Consider the following 14,952-nt stretch of genomic DNA (forward strand, 5'->3'; position numbering starts at 1 on the left):
CCCACAGGTCTCCACTGCTTCTTGCACAGGGCTGTGTCTTGTCCAGGGGATTGCCGCCGATTCAGTCCGGCAGCCACTCCTGCAAGGTCAGTTCCACGGTGATGAACGACAGGTTGCGGCCGCGCTCCAGGCGTCCGGCAAAGATGTTGCCGTCGGCGTCCGCGACCACGGCCTGCAGGCGACTGTCGCCGATGACGATTTCGCCACTGATGCTGAGGATCTCGACGCCGGGGCCCGGTACGGCCAGGGTCTTCATGCCGTGTCGGCCCAGGTAGCCCAGGTTCGCGTCGATCAGGCTGCCCAACCCGCCGCGAATCACTGCCAGTTCGATGCCGTGGCTGGCGCACAGGGCTTCGGCACTGTCGACGATGTCTTCGTTGGGCTTGAGCCTCGCCACCACCAGCCGCCCCAGGCGACCGGTCTGCACGGTTGAAGCGGACAGCTCGGGTTCGAGTACGGCACTGGCGTTCATGAGGCCTCCTGATCGATCGGGTGCAACAGGCTGAAATGGGTTTCGGCGTCGGGCTGCGATTGGTAAGCGACGTGATCGAACAGGCACAGGCGGATCACCAGGTTTTCGCTGCCGACCACCAGTTTGTCCAGCACCAGATGGCCGCCGTGCTGCTGGCCGTCGCGGTCCAGAAACCCGGCGTGGCAATGCAGCAACGGTTGGTTCTGCGCATCGCGGCCGACGGTGATCGCACCGCTGATGAAGGTGATGTAGCCGTCCAGCACCACCGGTGCACCGTAGTCGTAGGGCCGTTGCGCCTTGTCGGTGACCACCATGCGGTGGTAGCTCAGGTGCGCCGCGCCACCGCAGAGAATGCGACCCACCGCGCTGCCGTAGCGACGTCCGCGCAGGGCCGCGAGCACGCCGTCGGCGACGTTGCAGGCCAGGGGCAGCACGATGCGCAGCTCTTCACCCTGCGCCACGCTGCGATCCAGGCGCCGCGGCTGCTGCGCCGGCCCGCCGTGGACGAAGACCCGCACACCGTCGCGCTGTTCGAAATGAGGGTTCATCAGGCTGCCTCCTCGCGTTCCTGCAGCAACGCGCGGATCTGCTTCTTGACGATCTTGCCGTAGCCGGACTTGGGCATGTCCTCCCAGCGCACGAATCGCTTGGGCCATTTGTAGCGGGCCAGGCGCGGCTCCAGGTGCGCCAGCAACTGTTCGTCGCTGACCTGGCCGGTGGTGACGATCACAGCGCAACCGCACTCGCCCCATTTCTCGTCCGGCATGCCCAGCACGGCCACCTCGTTGACCGCCGGGTGGGTGAGCAGCGCTTCCTCGACCTCGCGCGGGTAGACGTTGGAGCCACCGGAAATGTACATGTCCGAGGCCCTGCCGGTGATGAACAGGTAACCGTGCTCGTCGACATGGCCCAGGTCGCCGGTGTGGAACCAGCCGTGCTTGAAGCAACTGGCGTTGGCTGCCGGGTTGTTGTAGTAGCCGCTGAACACGGCCGGCCCGCGCACGCAGATCTCGCCGTCCTCGCCGGTGGCCAGCTCGTTGCCGGCGTCGTCGAGAATGGCCACCTGCATGCCCGTGCGCGGATAGCCGCAACTGCCGACCTTGGCGGCGGGCGAGTCCTCGGCGTCGTGGCAATCGGCGGGCAGCACGGTAATGTTGCCGGTGACTTCGCCCAGGCCGTAATACTGCACCAGCACCTTGCCCAGCTTGCGCAGGGCGTGGCACTGATCGGCGCGGTACATCGGCGCCCCCGCGTAGATCACATGACGCAGGCTGCTGTGGTCGTAGCGGTCCACGGCCGGGTCTTCGGTGAGCATCTTGACGATGGTCGGCACGGTGAACAGGTTGTCCACGCGGTGCTCCTGCACCAGGCGCCAGGCTTCGTCGCAGTCCAGGCGGTCGCTGGCCGGCAGCACGCAGGCGGCGCCACGCGCCACGTTGACCAGGGCGTGGATGCCGGCGCCATGGGACAGCGGCGCTAGCACCAGCGAGCGCGAATGCTGGCTGAGGCCGGGCATCAGGTCGGCGATGTGGTTGTTGACCACGAAGGCCATCTGCCCGTGGGTGAGTACGCCGGCCTTGGGATGGCCGGTGGTGCCGGAGGTGTAGAAGAACCACAGCGGGTCATGGTAATTGACGTCGGCGGCGCGGAACGTGCTGGCGTGTGGCGCGCCTTCGTCGAGCAGTTGCCCATAGCTCAGCTCGCCGGCGCGTGGTTCACCGATGGCGATCACCTGCCGCAATGCCGGCGACTCGGCGCGCACCGCGTCCACGTAATGCGCCAGCCCCTCATCGTAGAGCATGGCCACCGCGCCGCTGGAACTGCCCAGGTAGGCAGCCTCGGGCGGGGTGATGCGCACGTTGGTCGGCACCCACACCGCGCCCAGGCGAAACGCCACCCAGGCGCTCTCGAACAGCGGCAAGTTGTTGCGCGAATGCACCAGCAACTTGTCGCCCTTGCCCAGCCCGCGGGCGCGCAAGGCGGTGGCGACGCTGTCGACCCGTTGCGAAATGCTTCGCCAGGTGTGGACCTGGTCGCCGCGAATGAAGCCCGGCGCATCGGGGTAGCGCCGGGCGATCTGGTTGAGCAGTTCGCCCAGGTTCATCACGTTGTCGATGCCGGTCATTGCACGCGCTCCAGAATGCTCACGTAGTTGGTCACCGCCGCGCCGCCCATGTTGAACACCCCGGCACGGTCGGCCTTGGCCAGTTGCATGTCGCCGGCCTGACCGCTGAGCTGCATGGCCGCCATCACGTGCATCGACACCCCGGTGGCGCCGATCGGGTGGCCCTTGGACTTGAGCCCGCCGGAGGGGTTGATCGGCAGTCGGCCGTCCTTGCGGCTGATGCCCTCGGCGATCACCCGCGCGCCCTGGCCGCGTTCGGCCAGGCCCATGGCCTCGTATTCGAGCAGTTCGGCAATGGTGAAGCAGTCGTGGGTTTCCACCAGCGACAGGTCGGCCAGGCTCAGGTTGGCGGTGCCCAGCGCTTGCTGCCAGGCCCGGGCGGCACCTTCGAAGACGGTCGGGTCGCGGCGCGACAGCGGCAGGTAGTCGTTGACCTGCACCGCTGCCCTGAAGGTGATCGCTTGGCCGCGGCCAGGCGCGTGGTCGTCGCGGCTGATGACCAGCGCGGCAGCGCCGTCGGTGATCAGCGAGCAGTCGGTGCGCTTGAGCGGCCCGGCCACGAACGGGTTTTTCGCCGACGGCTCGCGGCAAAATTCGTAGCCCAGGTCGCGGCGCATGTGGGCGTAGGGGTTCAGCGCGCCGTTGGCGTGGTTCTTCGCGGCGATCATCGCCAGCGCGTCGGACTGGTCGCCGTAGCGGTCGAAGTAGGTCTGGGCGATGGTGCCGAACACCCCGGCGAAGCCGCCTTCGATCTGCGCTTCCTCCTTGGCGTAGCAGCATTTGAGCAGGATCTTGCCAACCTCGTCGGTGGGCAGTGTGTTCATTTTCTCGAAGCCGACCACCAGTGCGTGGCGAGCCTGGCCGGAGAGCACCGCCTGCAGCGCCGAATGGATGGCTGCAGAGCCGGTGGAGCAGGCGTTTTCCAGGCGCACCGACGGGGTGAAGCGCAAGGCCGGAATATGGTTGGCGAGCAGCGCGGAGGGAAAGTCCTGATACAGAAAGCCGGCATTGAAATGGCCGACGTGGACCGAATCGATCTGTTCGGCGTCCAGCCCGGCATGTTCGAGCGCCGCCACGGCTGCATCGGCCATCATCTGCTCGGGGTCGAGCTGGTCGAACTTGCCGAAGGGGGAGTGGTACCAACCGCTGATGACTGGCGAACCCATGAGGTGTTTCCTCGATTGATGTTGTTTGCCAGGGTCGATAGCAAGAGCGGTGCCAAGGCCCGCAAACCCCTGCTGCTGGCGGGTTGGCTGTTACCCCGCAGACGTCGGGTGTCGCCCCAGGTGTCGCTTTGTCGATGGTGGGCGACACCTGAGGGAGACACCTGTTACACCCAGCAGGGCGGGGCTTGGCGCGTGACATCTGCAGATACATTCACGTCGGTACAAGTTTGTTCAGGTAAAACAGCAGCTTGCTGTCCGCTTTACGCTGATGGGCGCGGTTTTTCCGCAGGTTGGGCACGGGTGGCACCCGATTTGCTTTCTTACCGGTACCCCAGCGCCTGCCCCGGCAGCCCGGTGAATGAAAGCTGGTCAATAAAAACAAGAAGGTCAGGAGAGCTAAATGAGTGATTTCTCGCGCCGCCGTTTCATCAAGACCGCCACCCTCGCATCGGCTGCGGTCGCAGCCACCGGCCTGGGCTTGTTCAGCTCGCGCAGCGAAGCGGCGGACTTCAAACTCAAATTCGCCAACAACCTGCCCATGATTCACCCGATGAACGTCCGGGCGCGGGAAATGGCCAAGGCGATCAAGGAAGAAACCAACGGCGCGGTGCAGATCCAGGTGTTCCCCAGCAGCCAGTTGGGCAGCGACACCGACACCCTGGCCCAGGTGCGCTCCGGCGCGGTGGACATGTTCGCCCTGTCGCCGGTGATCCTCGGCACCCTGGTGCCGTCGGTGCAGATCAGCGCCGTGGGCTTCGCCTTCAAGGACTACGACCAGGTCTGGAGTGCGATGGACGGCGATCTGGGCGCCCATGTGCGCAGCGAGATCGCCAAGACCGAAACCCTGTTCGCCTTCGACAAGATGTGGGACAACGGCTTCCGCGTCACCACCACCAGCACCCGTCCGGTGCTCAAGCCAGAAGACTTGGTCGGCATGAAGTTGCGCGTGCCGCCCAGCCCCATCATCATGTCGATCTTCAAGGCGTTCGATGCCGCGCCCACCAGCATCAACTTCGCCGAGGTGTATTCGGCCCTGCAGACGCGCATCGTCGAAGGCCAGGAAAATCCGCTGACCCTGGTCTCTTCGGCCAAGCTCTACGAAGTGCAGAAGTACTGCTCGCTGACCAACCATGTCTGGGACGGTTTCTGGATGCTGGGCAACAGCAAGTCGTTCGCCCGTCTGCCGGCGGACGTGCAGGCGGTGGTGCGCAAGCACGTCGATGCCGCCGTCATGGGCCAGCGCGCGGACCTTGCAGCCTTGCAGGGCAGCATCCGCGACACCCTCAAGGAAAAAGGCCTGGAGCTGGCCGACACCGAGCCGCAGGCGTTCCGCGAGAAGCTGCGCAGCGCCAACTACTACGCCGACTGGCACGAGAAGTTCGGTGACGCTGCCTGGGCCATCCTCGAAAAATACTCCGGGAAGCTGGCATGATGAGCGCCGAGGCGATGCCGGCCGAAACCGTTGCCATGCGCCTGCCGGCCCGGGCGCTGACCTGCCTCAACCGCTGCGCCATGCGCGTGGTCGAGGTGCTTGCCGTTGCCTTGATGCTGATCGAGACCTGCGTGCTGCTCGCCGGCGTCGTCTCGCGCTACGTGTTTCACAACCCATTGGTGTGGACCGACGAGCTGGCCTCGTCGCTGTTCATCTGGCTGGCGATGTTCGGCGCCGTGCTGGCGCTCGATCGGGGCGAGCACATGCGCATGTCGGCGCTGGTCAACAAGCTGCCGCCGGCCTGGCGGGGCTTCAGTGAAACCCTGTCGGCGCTCATCGTGGTGTTGTTCGTGGCCATGATCATCACCCCGGCGATGGTCCACTCCCATGAGCAGATGGCGATCACCACGCCGGCCCTGGGCATCCCCGACGGGGTGCGCGCCGCGGCATTGCCGGTCGGCGCCATGCTCATGCTGCTGGCGGCGGTCGCGCGAATGGCGCGCTATTCGACGCTGCGCCAGTTCGTCGCCGGCGTGGCCGTGGTTGCGGTGGTCGGCGGCTCGCTGTGGCTGGCCCAGCCGCTGCTCGCCGAGATCGGCAACTACAACCTGGTGGTGTTCTTTCTGGTGCTGCTAGGCGCCTGCGTCTTCGGTGGCATCCCGATCGCCTTCGCCTTCGGCACCGCCACCATGGCCTACCTGGCCCTGGCCACCCACGCGCCCCTGTCCATCGTCGTCGGGCGCATGGACGAAGGCATGTCGCACATGGTGCTGCTCGCCGTCCCGCTGTTCGTCCTGCTGGGGGTGGTGCTGCAGCTGTCGGGCATGGCCCGCACCCTCATCGACTTCATGGCCTCGCTGCTGGGGCATGTGCGCGGCGGCCTGCAATACGTGCTGCTTGGCGCCATGTTCCTGGTGTCGGGGATTTCCGGCTCCAAAGTGGCCGACATGGCCGCGGTGGCACCGGCGCTGTTTCCGGAAATGAAGAAGCGCGGCTCCGAGCCCGAAGAGCTGGCCGCCTTGCTGGCTGCCACCGGGGCGATGACCGAAACCATTCCGCCGAGCCTGGTGCTGATCACCATCGGCGCGGTGTGCAGTGTCTCGATCACCGCGTTGTTCATCGGCGGGCTGATGCCGGCGGTGGTGGCCACTGTGGTGATCGCCATCGTCTGCTGGTGGCGCTCGCGCAAGGAGGCCATGCCCACGGTCAAGCGCGCACCGATGTCGGTAGTGGCCAAGACCTTCATGATCGCGCTACCAGCCCTGGCCTTGCCATTGCTGATCCGCGTGGCGGTGCTCGAAGGTGCGGCCACGGCTACCGAAGTCTCGACCATCGGCGTGGCCTATGTGGTGCTGGTGGGCTTGGTGATGCACCTGTTCATGCGCCACATCGAGTTCCGCAAGGTCTACCCGATGATGATCGAGGCGGCAGCGTTGTCCGGGGCGATCCTGTTGATCATCGGCATGGCCTCGGCGATGGCTTGGGCACTAACCCAGTCGGGCTTCTCGGCCAATCTGGTCGACCTGATCAGCGAGATTCCAGGCGGCGCCATCGGCTTCATGTTCGTCACCATCGTGACCTTCCTGATCCTGGGCAGCGTGCTCGAAGGCATTCCAGCCATCGTGCTGTTCGGGCCCTTGATGTTCCCGCTCGCCGAAATGCTCGGCATCCATCCGGTGCACTACGCCATGGTGGTGATCCTGGCCATGGGCATCGGCCTGTTCGCACCGCCCTTGGGCGTCGGTTTCTATGCCGCCTGCGCCATCAGCAAGACCCCGTCCGACCATGTCATCCGCCGTGTGTGGGGCTATCTGGCGGCGTTGGTCGTGGCGCTGGTCATCGTTGCCTGTTTCCCGTGGATTTCCATCGGTTTCCTCTAAGAGAGTCCTGGTCATGAGCCAAGCAGTCAGACAGCTTCCCAGCAAGAGCGGCGAGGGCCGGGTGGCCTTCATCACCGGCGCGGCCATGGGCATTGGCGCGGCGATCGCCCAGCGTTTGGGTGAGGACGGCCACAGTGTGGTGGTGGCCGACATCAACCGCGGCGCTGCCGAAGAGATGGTCGCCGGTTTGCGCGCCCAGGGGATCGAGGCGCGGGCGGCGGTGATCGATATCGGCGATGCGCAGTCGATCGCCGAGGTGTTCGCCGGCCTGTCGCGCTGCGACGTGCTGGTGAACAATGCCGGCATCGCCAGGACCCAGGCCTTTCTGGACTGCGACCTGGCCGACTGGCAACGGGTGTTGAACATCAACGTGACCGGCGCGCTGTTGTGCGGCCAGCAGGCGGCGCGCCTGATGAAGGAGCAGGGCTGGGGGCGGATCATCAACATCGCGTCCATCAGCGGCATGCGGGCGAGCACGGGGCGCACCGCCTATGGCACGTCAAAGGCCGCGGTCATCGGCCTGACCCGGCAGATGGCGGTCGAGTTGGCCGAGTACGGCATCACCGTCAATGGCATCGCCCCGGGGCCCGTGGATACACCCCTGACCCAGCGCCTGCACTCCAGCGCCACCCGCGACTCCTACGCCCGCGCCGTGCCCATGCGCCGCTACGGCACCCCGGCGGAAATGGCCGGCGCGGTGGCCTTCCTGGCCTCCGACGACGCCTCCTACATAAGCGGTCATGTAATCCCAGTAGATGGCGGCTACATGGCGTCCGGCATCCTGGAAATCTGAGCTCGCCCGTGGGAGCGGTCAGCGGCCGCGAAAGGGGCACTGCGATATACCTGAGACTCACTGATCCTGCAGCGTCGCCTCTTCACTCGCGCGCATTGCGCTTTCCACGAAGGTGGCAATACAGGGGTTGTGGTTGTCGGCTTTCCACACCGCGACCACTTCGATCACCGGTGGGGCCACCAGGGGCCGGAAGGTGGTGGTGGTCAGGCGCATGTTGCGCATCGAGCGCGGCACGATGGCGATGCCCAGCCCTTCGCCCACCAGGTTGACGATGGTCTGCTGCATGTTGATCTCCAGCCCGACGTTCGGCGTCACGCCATGTTGCAGGCAATAATTGACGATCATGTCATGCAGGGCAGGGGCGATACGGCGCGGCACGATGATGAAGGTTTCCGCCGCCAGGTCGCGCGGGTCGATCAACGGCTGCTCCAGCAAACGATGCCCCGGCGGCAGCACCACCGTCATCTCCTCGCGGTAGATGGTCACCGTTTCCAGCCCACTGCAATCCTGGGGCCGGTACATGATCGCTACGTCCTTGTTGCCGCTGCTGATGTCCTGGGCCAGGTCCATGGGCAGGGTCTCGGTCAGCTTCAGGTTCACTTGCGGATACTGCGCCGCGTAACGCCGAGTGATCGCCGGGGTGACGCTGTAGGCCGTGGACATCATGAAGCCCACCGACAACTCGCCTGCCGCGCCACGCGCCGCCGCCAGCGCATTGCGCTTGGCCTGCTCGAACGCCGCGAACACCGTCCCCGTGTCCAGATAGAAGCGCTGGCCGGCATCGGTAAGCTCCACATGGCGCCGCGAGCGGTCGAACAGCTTCACCCCCAGCTCTTCTTCCAGCAGCGCGATCTGCCGTGATAGCGGTGGCTGGGAGATGTGCAGCCGCTCCGCCGCGCGACCGAAGTGCAGGGTTTCGGCCAGCGCACGAAAATACTGTAAATGCCTGAGCTCGATCATGATGCTCGCAAAGGTATCAGTGGGTGCCTGATTATGGATTGGAAAACATAAGTTCGCCTGCCGTATTGTGAAATGGCCAAAGCGTCGAGGCTTGCGTCACGAGCGCCAGACCTCGAGATAGTCACGAGCTATAAAACAATAAAAGGTGACGCCGATGTCTTCTGTATGCGAACACACCGCACGTGCTTCGACTGCTGCGCCCGTACCGTCCTCATCCGCACTGCTTTCAGCCGAGCAGTATGAATCCGATATCGCCAACGACAGCGACCCGCAGGTACGCCAGGCCTTTCGCCGCGCCCTGCGCCTGATGGAGCGCGGCATCGCCGTGCTCATCCAGGGCGAAACCGGCACCGGCAAGGAAGTGCTGGCCCGCACCCTGCATGCTCACAGCCAGCGCCGGCAGGCCCAGTGCGTGGCGCTCAATTGCGCCTCCATCCCGGAAAGCCTGATCGAGAGCGAGCTGTTCGGCTACTCGCGCGGTGCTTTTTCCGGCGCACTGCCCTGTGGCAAGAAGGGCAAGGTTCAGCAGGCCGACGGCGGCACCTTGTTTCTCGACGAGATCGGCGACATGCCTTTCGAACAGCAAACCCGCTTGCTGCGGGTGATCGCCGAGCGCGAAGTCACTCCGCTGGGCGCAGAGCGCAGCCTCAAGGTCGACTTCGCCCTGATCTGCGCCACCCACCAGAACCTCACCAGCCTGGTCCAGCAGGGTGCCTTTCGCGAGGACCTGTTCTACCGCATCGCCACCGGCGTGGTGCAGCTGCCGCCGCTGCGCGAGCGCACCGACCGCGCCGAACTGGTCTGCCGCATGGTCGCCAGCGAGCTGCCCGGCTGCGACCCGCGGCAGGTCATCGCTTCGGATGTCTGGCCACTGCTGCTCAATCACCCCTGGCCGGGCAACTTGCGGCAGATGCGTGCGGTGATTCGCTACGCCTGCGCAGTGATGGAAGGCAGCCGCATCCAGCGCACCGACTTGCCCATGGATTTCCTCGGTCACGGCTGCCCGACCGCATCGCCCGCACCTGCCAACGTGACCCCGATTCGCCGTCCGGTGACCCTGGCCGCGCCGCTCGACGAGCGTGCCGACGTACTCGACGTGCTCAATGCTTGCCGCTGGAACATGTCGGCGGCGGCGCGTGCCCTGGGTATCTGCCGCCCGTCGCTGTACCGAGTCCTGCGCCGGTTGGGTATCCCACAGCTCAAGGACCAGCTGGCCCAGGGCGCTTACCTGCCGGCCTGAAGACGCATCGCTGCTGTCTGCTTTTCAACCAAGGGAACAACAATAATGAATGCCCCTATCAGTCTTGCCATCACCGGTCAGGTGGCGGTGGTGACCGGTGCCGCCCGCGGCATCGGTTTCGCCATCGCCCAGGCGTTGGGTCAATGCGGTGCGCGGGTGGCGATCGCCGACCTCGACGGTATGGCCGCCAGCATTGCCGCCGGGCAACTGCGCGAACTGGGTATCGAGGCTATCGGCGTGGCCGTGGACGTGGCGGACGAAAGCCAGGTGCTGGCCATGGTCGACACCGTCGAAGAGGCGCTGGGTGGCGTCGACATCCTGGTCAACAACGCCGGGATCGTCTCGACCGGGCCGTTGCTCGACGTCAGCGCCGCCGAGTGGAACCGGGTCATGGCCATCGACCTCACCAGCGTGTTCTTCTGCGCCAAGGCAGTGCTGCCGGGCATGATGGCGCGCCGTGCCGGCCGCATCATCAACATCGCCTCGGTGGCGGGCAAACGTGGCGGCGGCCTGTTGGGCAACAGCTGCTATGCCGCGGCCAAAGGCGGCGTGATCGCCTTGACCAAGGGCCTGGCCCGCGAAGCCGGGCCGTTCAACATCACCGCCAATGCCATCACCCCGGCCTTGACCGACACCGAGATGACCCGAGCTCTGGCGCCCGAGGCGCGCGCCCGGGTGCTCGCCGACATACCCTTGGGCCGTGCCGGCTCGCCACGGGACATCGCCGCAGCGGTATGCTTCCTGGCCAGTGGCGCGGCCAGCTTCATCACCGGCGAGATCATGGACGTCGACGGCGGCTACATGCGCGACTAACGTTGCACCGCTGCCGGTATGAACGCCAGGATGAGCGACACCGTGACCAGCGACAGCAAGGTCGATACCAGGATCGCCCGCGACATGGTGTCGGCCTCGCGGCCATACAGCGCCGCCAGCATGAAAGGCCCGTTGCCGATGGGCAGGGCACTGACCAGCAGCGCCGCCCAGGCCCACATGGCTGGTATGTCGAACACCCAGAACGCCAGCCAGGCCGTCAGTGCCGGTTGCACCAGCAACTTCATCGCCACCAGCATGACCAAGGTCCTGCTGTCGGCCTTGTGGGATTTTTCCGCTGCCAGGAACAGCCCGATCGACACCAGCGCGCAAGGCCCGGCCGCTGCGCCGAGGAACTGGAATAGCTGGCGCACGCCTACCGGCAGTATCAGCCCGCTGTAGGCCACCAGCGAACCCAGCACTGGCGCGACCATGATCGGATTGCGCAGCAGCGAGGTGCCGACCTTGAGCAAGGTACGCCCCAGGCGTTTCTCGGTTTGCTGGAAGGTCTCGATCATGATGATGGCCACGGCGAACAACACGCAGGCCGTCATCACCGCACCGATCACGGCCGGGGCGATGCCAGGGTCGCCGAAGGTCAGCAGGCACAGCGGAATGCCGAGAAATCCCGAGTTGGGATAGCCTGCGCCCAGCGCATCGATGGTCGCGTCGAGAAAATGCGCGCGGGCGCGCAAGCGCAGCCACAGGGTCAGCAGGAAGACGATGCCCATGCCCAGACCGAAAGCCAGCACGTAGCCCATGTCCAGCCCTTGCAGGGTGCCCAGCCGCGCCATGGCTTCGAACAGCAGGGCAGGCAGCCCCAGGTAGATCACGAAACGGTTGAGCTCGATCGAGGCATTGGGCCCCAGGACGTTGCGCCGACGGCAGACGAAACCCACCAGAATCAACCCGAACACTGGAAAGGCGACGTTGAAGATTGCGAGCATCGGCTGCTGTGTCCTTTGGACTGTTGGAAGCCCCAGTGTAGCAGCGCCACCGCTGCCGGCACGGCAGGCTGCGACCCATTGGGCGCATCGCAGGGTGCCGTACTTATCAACTCGAGCATGCCGTCGAGCAACTCGTCGTTTTTTTCTTGAAGGGTAGGGGGGAAGTCCATCTACACTGATGGCACTATCACATTAGGAGGCGATAGTGTGTCATGACAGCCAATAACCTGATGGACCTGGTTGCGCTGAAGCCGCTGTCTGCCACCGAGGCGGGCTGCGTGGATCGTGTGTTGCGCGCCATGCGCATACACTTGGGCATGGATGTAGCGTTTGTTTCCCACTTCCGCCGGATCGACCGCGTGTTCACCCATGTCGACTCCGCCAGCTCGGTGCCCCTGAGCCCAGGCGATGTGCTCGAGATGAGCGCCGGCTACTGTCGCGGCGTGGTCAGCGGTGAACTGCCGGGGCTGATCCGTGACACCGGCCAACTGCCGGCCGCCATGGCCGTGCCCCAGACCCCGGGCCTGCCGATCGGCGCGCACATGAGCGTGCCCATTCACTTGAGCGATGGCCGCCTGTACGGCACCTTTTGCTGCTTCAGCCACGCACCCGATCCGGGTTTGACCGAACGCGACCTGAAGATGATGAGGGTCTTTGCCGAGCTGATCGCCGAGCGTCTGGAGTCCGACCTGGAAATGGTCCGTGATCACGACGACAAGGCGTTGCGCGTGCTCGAGGTGATGCAGGAACAGCAACCGCGCGTGGTCTACCAGCCGATTTATGATTTGAGCAACATGCGTATAGCGGGTTGGGAGTGCCTGTCGCGTTTCAGTGGCAAACCGGTGCGTCCGCCGGACGTGTGGTTCAAGGAGGCCGCTGAAGTCGGTCTGGGCAAGCAGCTTGAGTGCTTGGCCATTGGCATGGCCCTGGCCGGTCTGGCACGGCTGGCGCCGGACACCTACCTGAGCATCAACTGCTCGCCCGAGCTGGTGCTCAGCGGCGAACTGCTGGGTGTCTTGCAGGATTACCCAGCCGAGCGCCTGGTGCTGGAACTGACCGAACATGCGGTGGTGCAGGACTACGTATCGTTGCAAGTGGCGTTGCAGCCGCTGCGCGTGCGAGGGGTGAGGGTAGCGATCGACGACGCCGGTGCCGGCTATGCCAGCATGCGTCATATCCTTCAGCTGCGTCCGGACATCATCAAGCTCGACATGAGCCTGACCCGCGGCATCGATCAGGATTTCCAACGACGCGCGATGGCCTCGGCATTGATCGCGTTCGCCCGCGAAACGGGTAGCGTGATCGTCGCCGAAGGCGTGGAAACGGAAGCGGAGCTGGCACAACTCAAACGCCTGGGCGCCGCCAACGCCCAAGGCTTTCTCCTGGGCCGCCCCGAACCCCTGTAGCCGCGGCGCCCCGGACGCGGCTCGCGCCGCTGCTACAAGAACCGCGTCAACCACGACCCCTGTAGCAGCGGCGCAAGCCGCGTCGGCGGTATACGCGGTGGCCCATGAGAAACGCGGCGGGGCATGAAGCGGTTTAGAAAACCACGCCCTGGCTGCGCAGGTAATCGTCGTACGTGCCGCTGAAATCGATCACGCCACTGGCGCTCAACTCGATGATGCGGGTGGCCAGGGAAGACACGAACTCGCGGTCGTGGCTGACGAACACCAGCGTGCCGGGGTAGTTCTCCAGCGCCAGGTTCAGCGCCTCGATCGACTCCATGTCCAAGTGGTTGGTCGGCTCGTCCATGATCAGCACGTTGGGCTTCTGCAAAGTCAGCTTGCCGAACAGCATGCGCCCCTGCTCACCACCGGAAATCACCTTCACCGACTTCAGAATTTCGTCGTTGGAGAACAGCATGCGGCCCAGAGTGCCTCGCACCATCTGCTCGCCCTGGGTCCACTGGCCCATCCAGTCGAACAGGTTCATATCGTCTTCGAAATCGTGCGCGTGGTCCTGGGCGTAGTAGCCCAGCTCGGCGCTCTCGGTCCACTTCACCGCACCGGCGTCCGGGGTCAGCTCGCCGACCAGGGTACGCAACAGGGTGGTCTTGCCGATCCCGTTCGGGCCGATGATCGCCACACGCTCGCCAGCCTCGACCACGAAACTGAAGTTTTCGAACAACGGCTTGCCGTCGAAGCCCTTGGACATGCGCTCGACGGTGACCGCCTGGCGGTGCAGCTTCTTGTTCTGCTCGAAACGAATGAACGGGCTGACGCGGCTCGAAGGCTTGACCTCGGCCAGCTGGATCTTGTCGATCTGCTTGGCCCGCGACGTCGCCTGCTTGGCCTTGGAAGCGTTGGCCGAAAAGCGCGAAACGAACGTCTGCAGCTCGGCGATTTGGGCTTTCTTCTTGGCGTTGTCCGACAGCAACTGCTCGCGCGACTGGGTCGCAGCAGTCATGTACTCGTCATAGTTGCCTGGGAACAGGCGCAACTCGCCGTAATCCAGGTCGGCCATGTGGGTGCAGACGCTGTTGAGGAAGTGCCGGTCGTGGGAAATGATGATCATGGTGCTGTTACGCGCCGTGAGAATGTTTTCCAGCCAGCGAATGGTGTTGATGTCCAGGTGGTTGGTCGGTTCGTCGAGCAACAGCACTTCCGGATCGGAGAACAACGCCTGCGCCAGCAGCACCCGCAGCTTCCAGCCCGGCGCAACTTCGGTCATCGGGCCGAAATGCTGCTCCAGTGGAATGCCCAGACCCAGCAGCAGCTCGCCGGCACGGGACTCGGCAGTGTAGCCGTCCATTTCGGCGAACTCGGTCTCCAGCTCGGCGACGGCCATGCCGTCTTCCTCGCTCATTTCCGGCAGCGAATAGATGCGGTCGCGCTCGGCCTTGACCTTCCACAGCTCCTCGTGGCCCATGATGACCGTGTCGATCACGCTGAAATGCTCGTAGGCGAACTGATCCTGACGCAGCTTGCCCAGGCGCACGTTCGGTTCGAGCATGACCTGCCCACCCGAAGGCTCCAGGTCGCCGCCCAGGATCTTCATGAACGTCGACTTGCCACATCCATTGGCGCCGATCAGGCCGTAGCGGTTGCCGTTGCCGAATTTCACGGAAACGTTCTCGAACAGCGGCTTGGCGCCAAACTGCATGGTGATGTTAGCTGTGGAGATCAAA

Annotated in this window: 13 protein-coding genes; 6 read left to right on the top strand and 7 right to left on the bottom strand. The window is 64.9% G+C overall.

Annotated features, from left to right (window positions below; genetic code table 11):
• Positions 1 to 61: 61 nt before the first annotated feature.
• From LT40_RS08500 to LT40_RS08515, 4 genes are read right to left on the bottom strand one after another with little or no spacing between them, the layout of a single operon-like run.
• Positions 62 to 472 carry a PPC domain-containing DNA-binding protein gene (locus tag LT40_RS08500; RefSeq protein ID WP_052393348.1) on the bottom strand — a complete coding sequence of 137 codons (411 nt, stop codon included), beginning with the start codon at positions 470 to 472 and terminating at the stop codon, positions 62 to 64.
• Positions 469 to 1,020 (bottom strand): PPC domain-containing DNA-binding protein, encoded by a 552-nt coding sequence (locus LT40_RS08505; RefSeq protein WP_043188848.1) that lies wholly within the window; start codon positions 1,018 to 1,020, stop codon positions 469 to 471. The genes LT40_RS08500 and LT40_RS08505 overlap by 4 nt, the downstream gene beginning before the upstream one ends.
• Positions 1,020 to 2,597, bottom strand: a complete 1,578-nt coding sequence (locus LT40_RS08510) for an acyl-CoA synthetase (RefSeq protein WP_202807710.1) — start codon at positions 2,595 to 2,597, stop codon at positions 1,020 to 1,022. The genes LT40_RS08505 and LT40_RS08510 overlap by 1 nt, the downstream gene beginning before the upstream one ends.
• A complete protein-coding gene (locus tag LT40_RS08515; protein ID WP_043188850.1) occupies positions 2,594 to 3,763 on the bottom strand; it encodes an acetyl-CoA acetyltransferase in 1,170 nt (389 codons plus the stop codon). Before LT40_RS08515 ends, LT40_RS08510 begins: the two co-directional genes overlap by 4 nt.
• 400 nt (positions 3,764 to 4,163) lie before the next feature.
• Here LT40_RS08515 and LT40_RS08520 point away from each other — a divergent pair, with 400 nt between their 5' ends.
• The 3 genes from LT40_RS08520 to LT40_RS08530 are packed head-to-tail and all read left to right on the top strand — an operon-like array spanning position 4,164 to position 7,868.
• Positions 4,164 to 5,195 carry a TRAP transporter substrate-binding protein gene (locus LT40_RS08520; protein ID WP_043188853.1) on the top strand — a complete coding sequence of 344 codons (1,032 nt, stop codon included), beginning with the start codon at positions 4,164 to 4,166 and terminating at the stop codon, positions 5,193 to 5,195.
• Positions 5,192 to 7,075 carry a TRAP transporter large permease gene (locus tag LT40_RS08525; protein ID WP_148308537.1) on the top strand — a complete coding sequence of 628 codons (1,884 nt, stop codon included), beginning with the start codon at positions 5,192 to 5,194 and terminating at the stop codon, positions 7,073 to 7,075. The genes LT40_RS08520 and LT40_RS08525 overlap by 4 nt, the downstream gene beginning before the upstream one ends.
• A 13-nt stretch (positions 7,076 to 7,088) precedes the next feature.
• Positions 7,089 to 7,868, top strand: coding sequence for an SDR family NAD(P)-dependent oxidoreductase (locus tag LT40_RS08530; protein ID WP_052393353.1), 780 nt, complete (start codon positions 7,089 to 7,091; stop codon positions 7,866 to 7,868).
• A gap of 57 nt (positions 7,869 to 7,925) precedes the next feature.
• Here the strand turns inward: LT40_RS08530 and LT40_RS08535 are convergent, their stop codons facing one another.
• Complete coding sequence (locus LT40_RS08535) at positions 7,926 to 8,828, bottom strand: LysR family transcriptional regulator (RefSeq protein ID WP_043188857.1); 903 nt, start codon at positions 8,826 to 8,828, stop codon at positions 7,926 to 7,928.
• A gap of 154 nt (positions 8,829 to 8,982) precedes the next feature.
• Between LT40_RS08535 and LT40_RS08540 the strand changes: the two genes are divergently transcribed.
• Both LT40_RS08540 and LT40_RS08545 read left to right on the top strand, forming a co-directional pair.
• Positions 8,983 to 10,068 carry a sigma-54-dependent Fis family transcriptional regulator gene (locus LT40_RS08540; protein WP_043188859.1) on the top strand — a complete coding sequence of 362 codons (1,086 nt, stop codon included), beginning with the start codon at positions 8,983 to 8,985 and terminating at the stop codon, positions 10,066 to 10,068.
• Positions 10,069 to 10,113: 45 nt separating this feature from the next.
• Positions 10,114 to 10,881 (top strand): SDR family NAD(P)-dependent oxidoreductase, encoded by a 768-nt coding sequence (locus LT40_RS08545; protein WP_043188862.1) that lies wholly within the window; start codon positions 10,114 to 10,116, stop codon positions 10,879 to 10,881.
• Here LT40_RS08545 and LT40_RS08550 read toward each other — a convergent pair.
• Positions 10,878 to 11,825: an AEC family transporter gene (locus tag LT40_RS08550; protein WP_043188865.1), complete on the bottom strand. Its 948-nt coding sequence runs from the start codon at positions 11,823 to 11,825 to the stop codon at positions 10,878 to 10,880. The two genes, LT40_RS08545 and LT40_RS08550, sit on opposite strands and share 4 nt — an antisense overlap.
• 212 nt (positions 11,826 to 12,037) lie before the next feature.
• Between LT40_RS08550 and LT40_RS08555 the strand changes: the two genes are divergently transcribed.
• A complete protein-coding gene (locus LT40_RS08555; RefSeq protein WP_043188867.1) occupies positions 12,038 to 13,231 on the top strand; it encodes a sensor domain-containing phosphodiesterase in 1,194 nt (397 codons plus the stop codon).
• Between the two features lie 133 nt (positions 13,232 to 13,364).
• Here the strand turns inward: LT40_RS08555 and LT40_RS08560 are convergent, their stop codons facing one another.
• Positions 13,365 to 14,951, bottom strand: coding sequence for an ABC-F family ATPase (locus LT40_RS08560; RefSeq protein WP_084139759.1), 1,587 nt, complete (start codon positions 14,949 to 14,951; stop codon positions 13,365 to 13,367).
• Position 14,952: the final 1 nt, after the last annotated feature.

The sequence above is a fragment of the Pseudomonas rhizosphaerae genome (assembly GCF_000761155.1).
Taxonomy (GTDB): domain Bacteria; phylum Pseudomonadota; class Gammaproteobacteria; order Pseudomonadales; family Pseudomonadaceae; genus Aquipseudomonas; species Aquipseudomonas rhizosphaerae.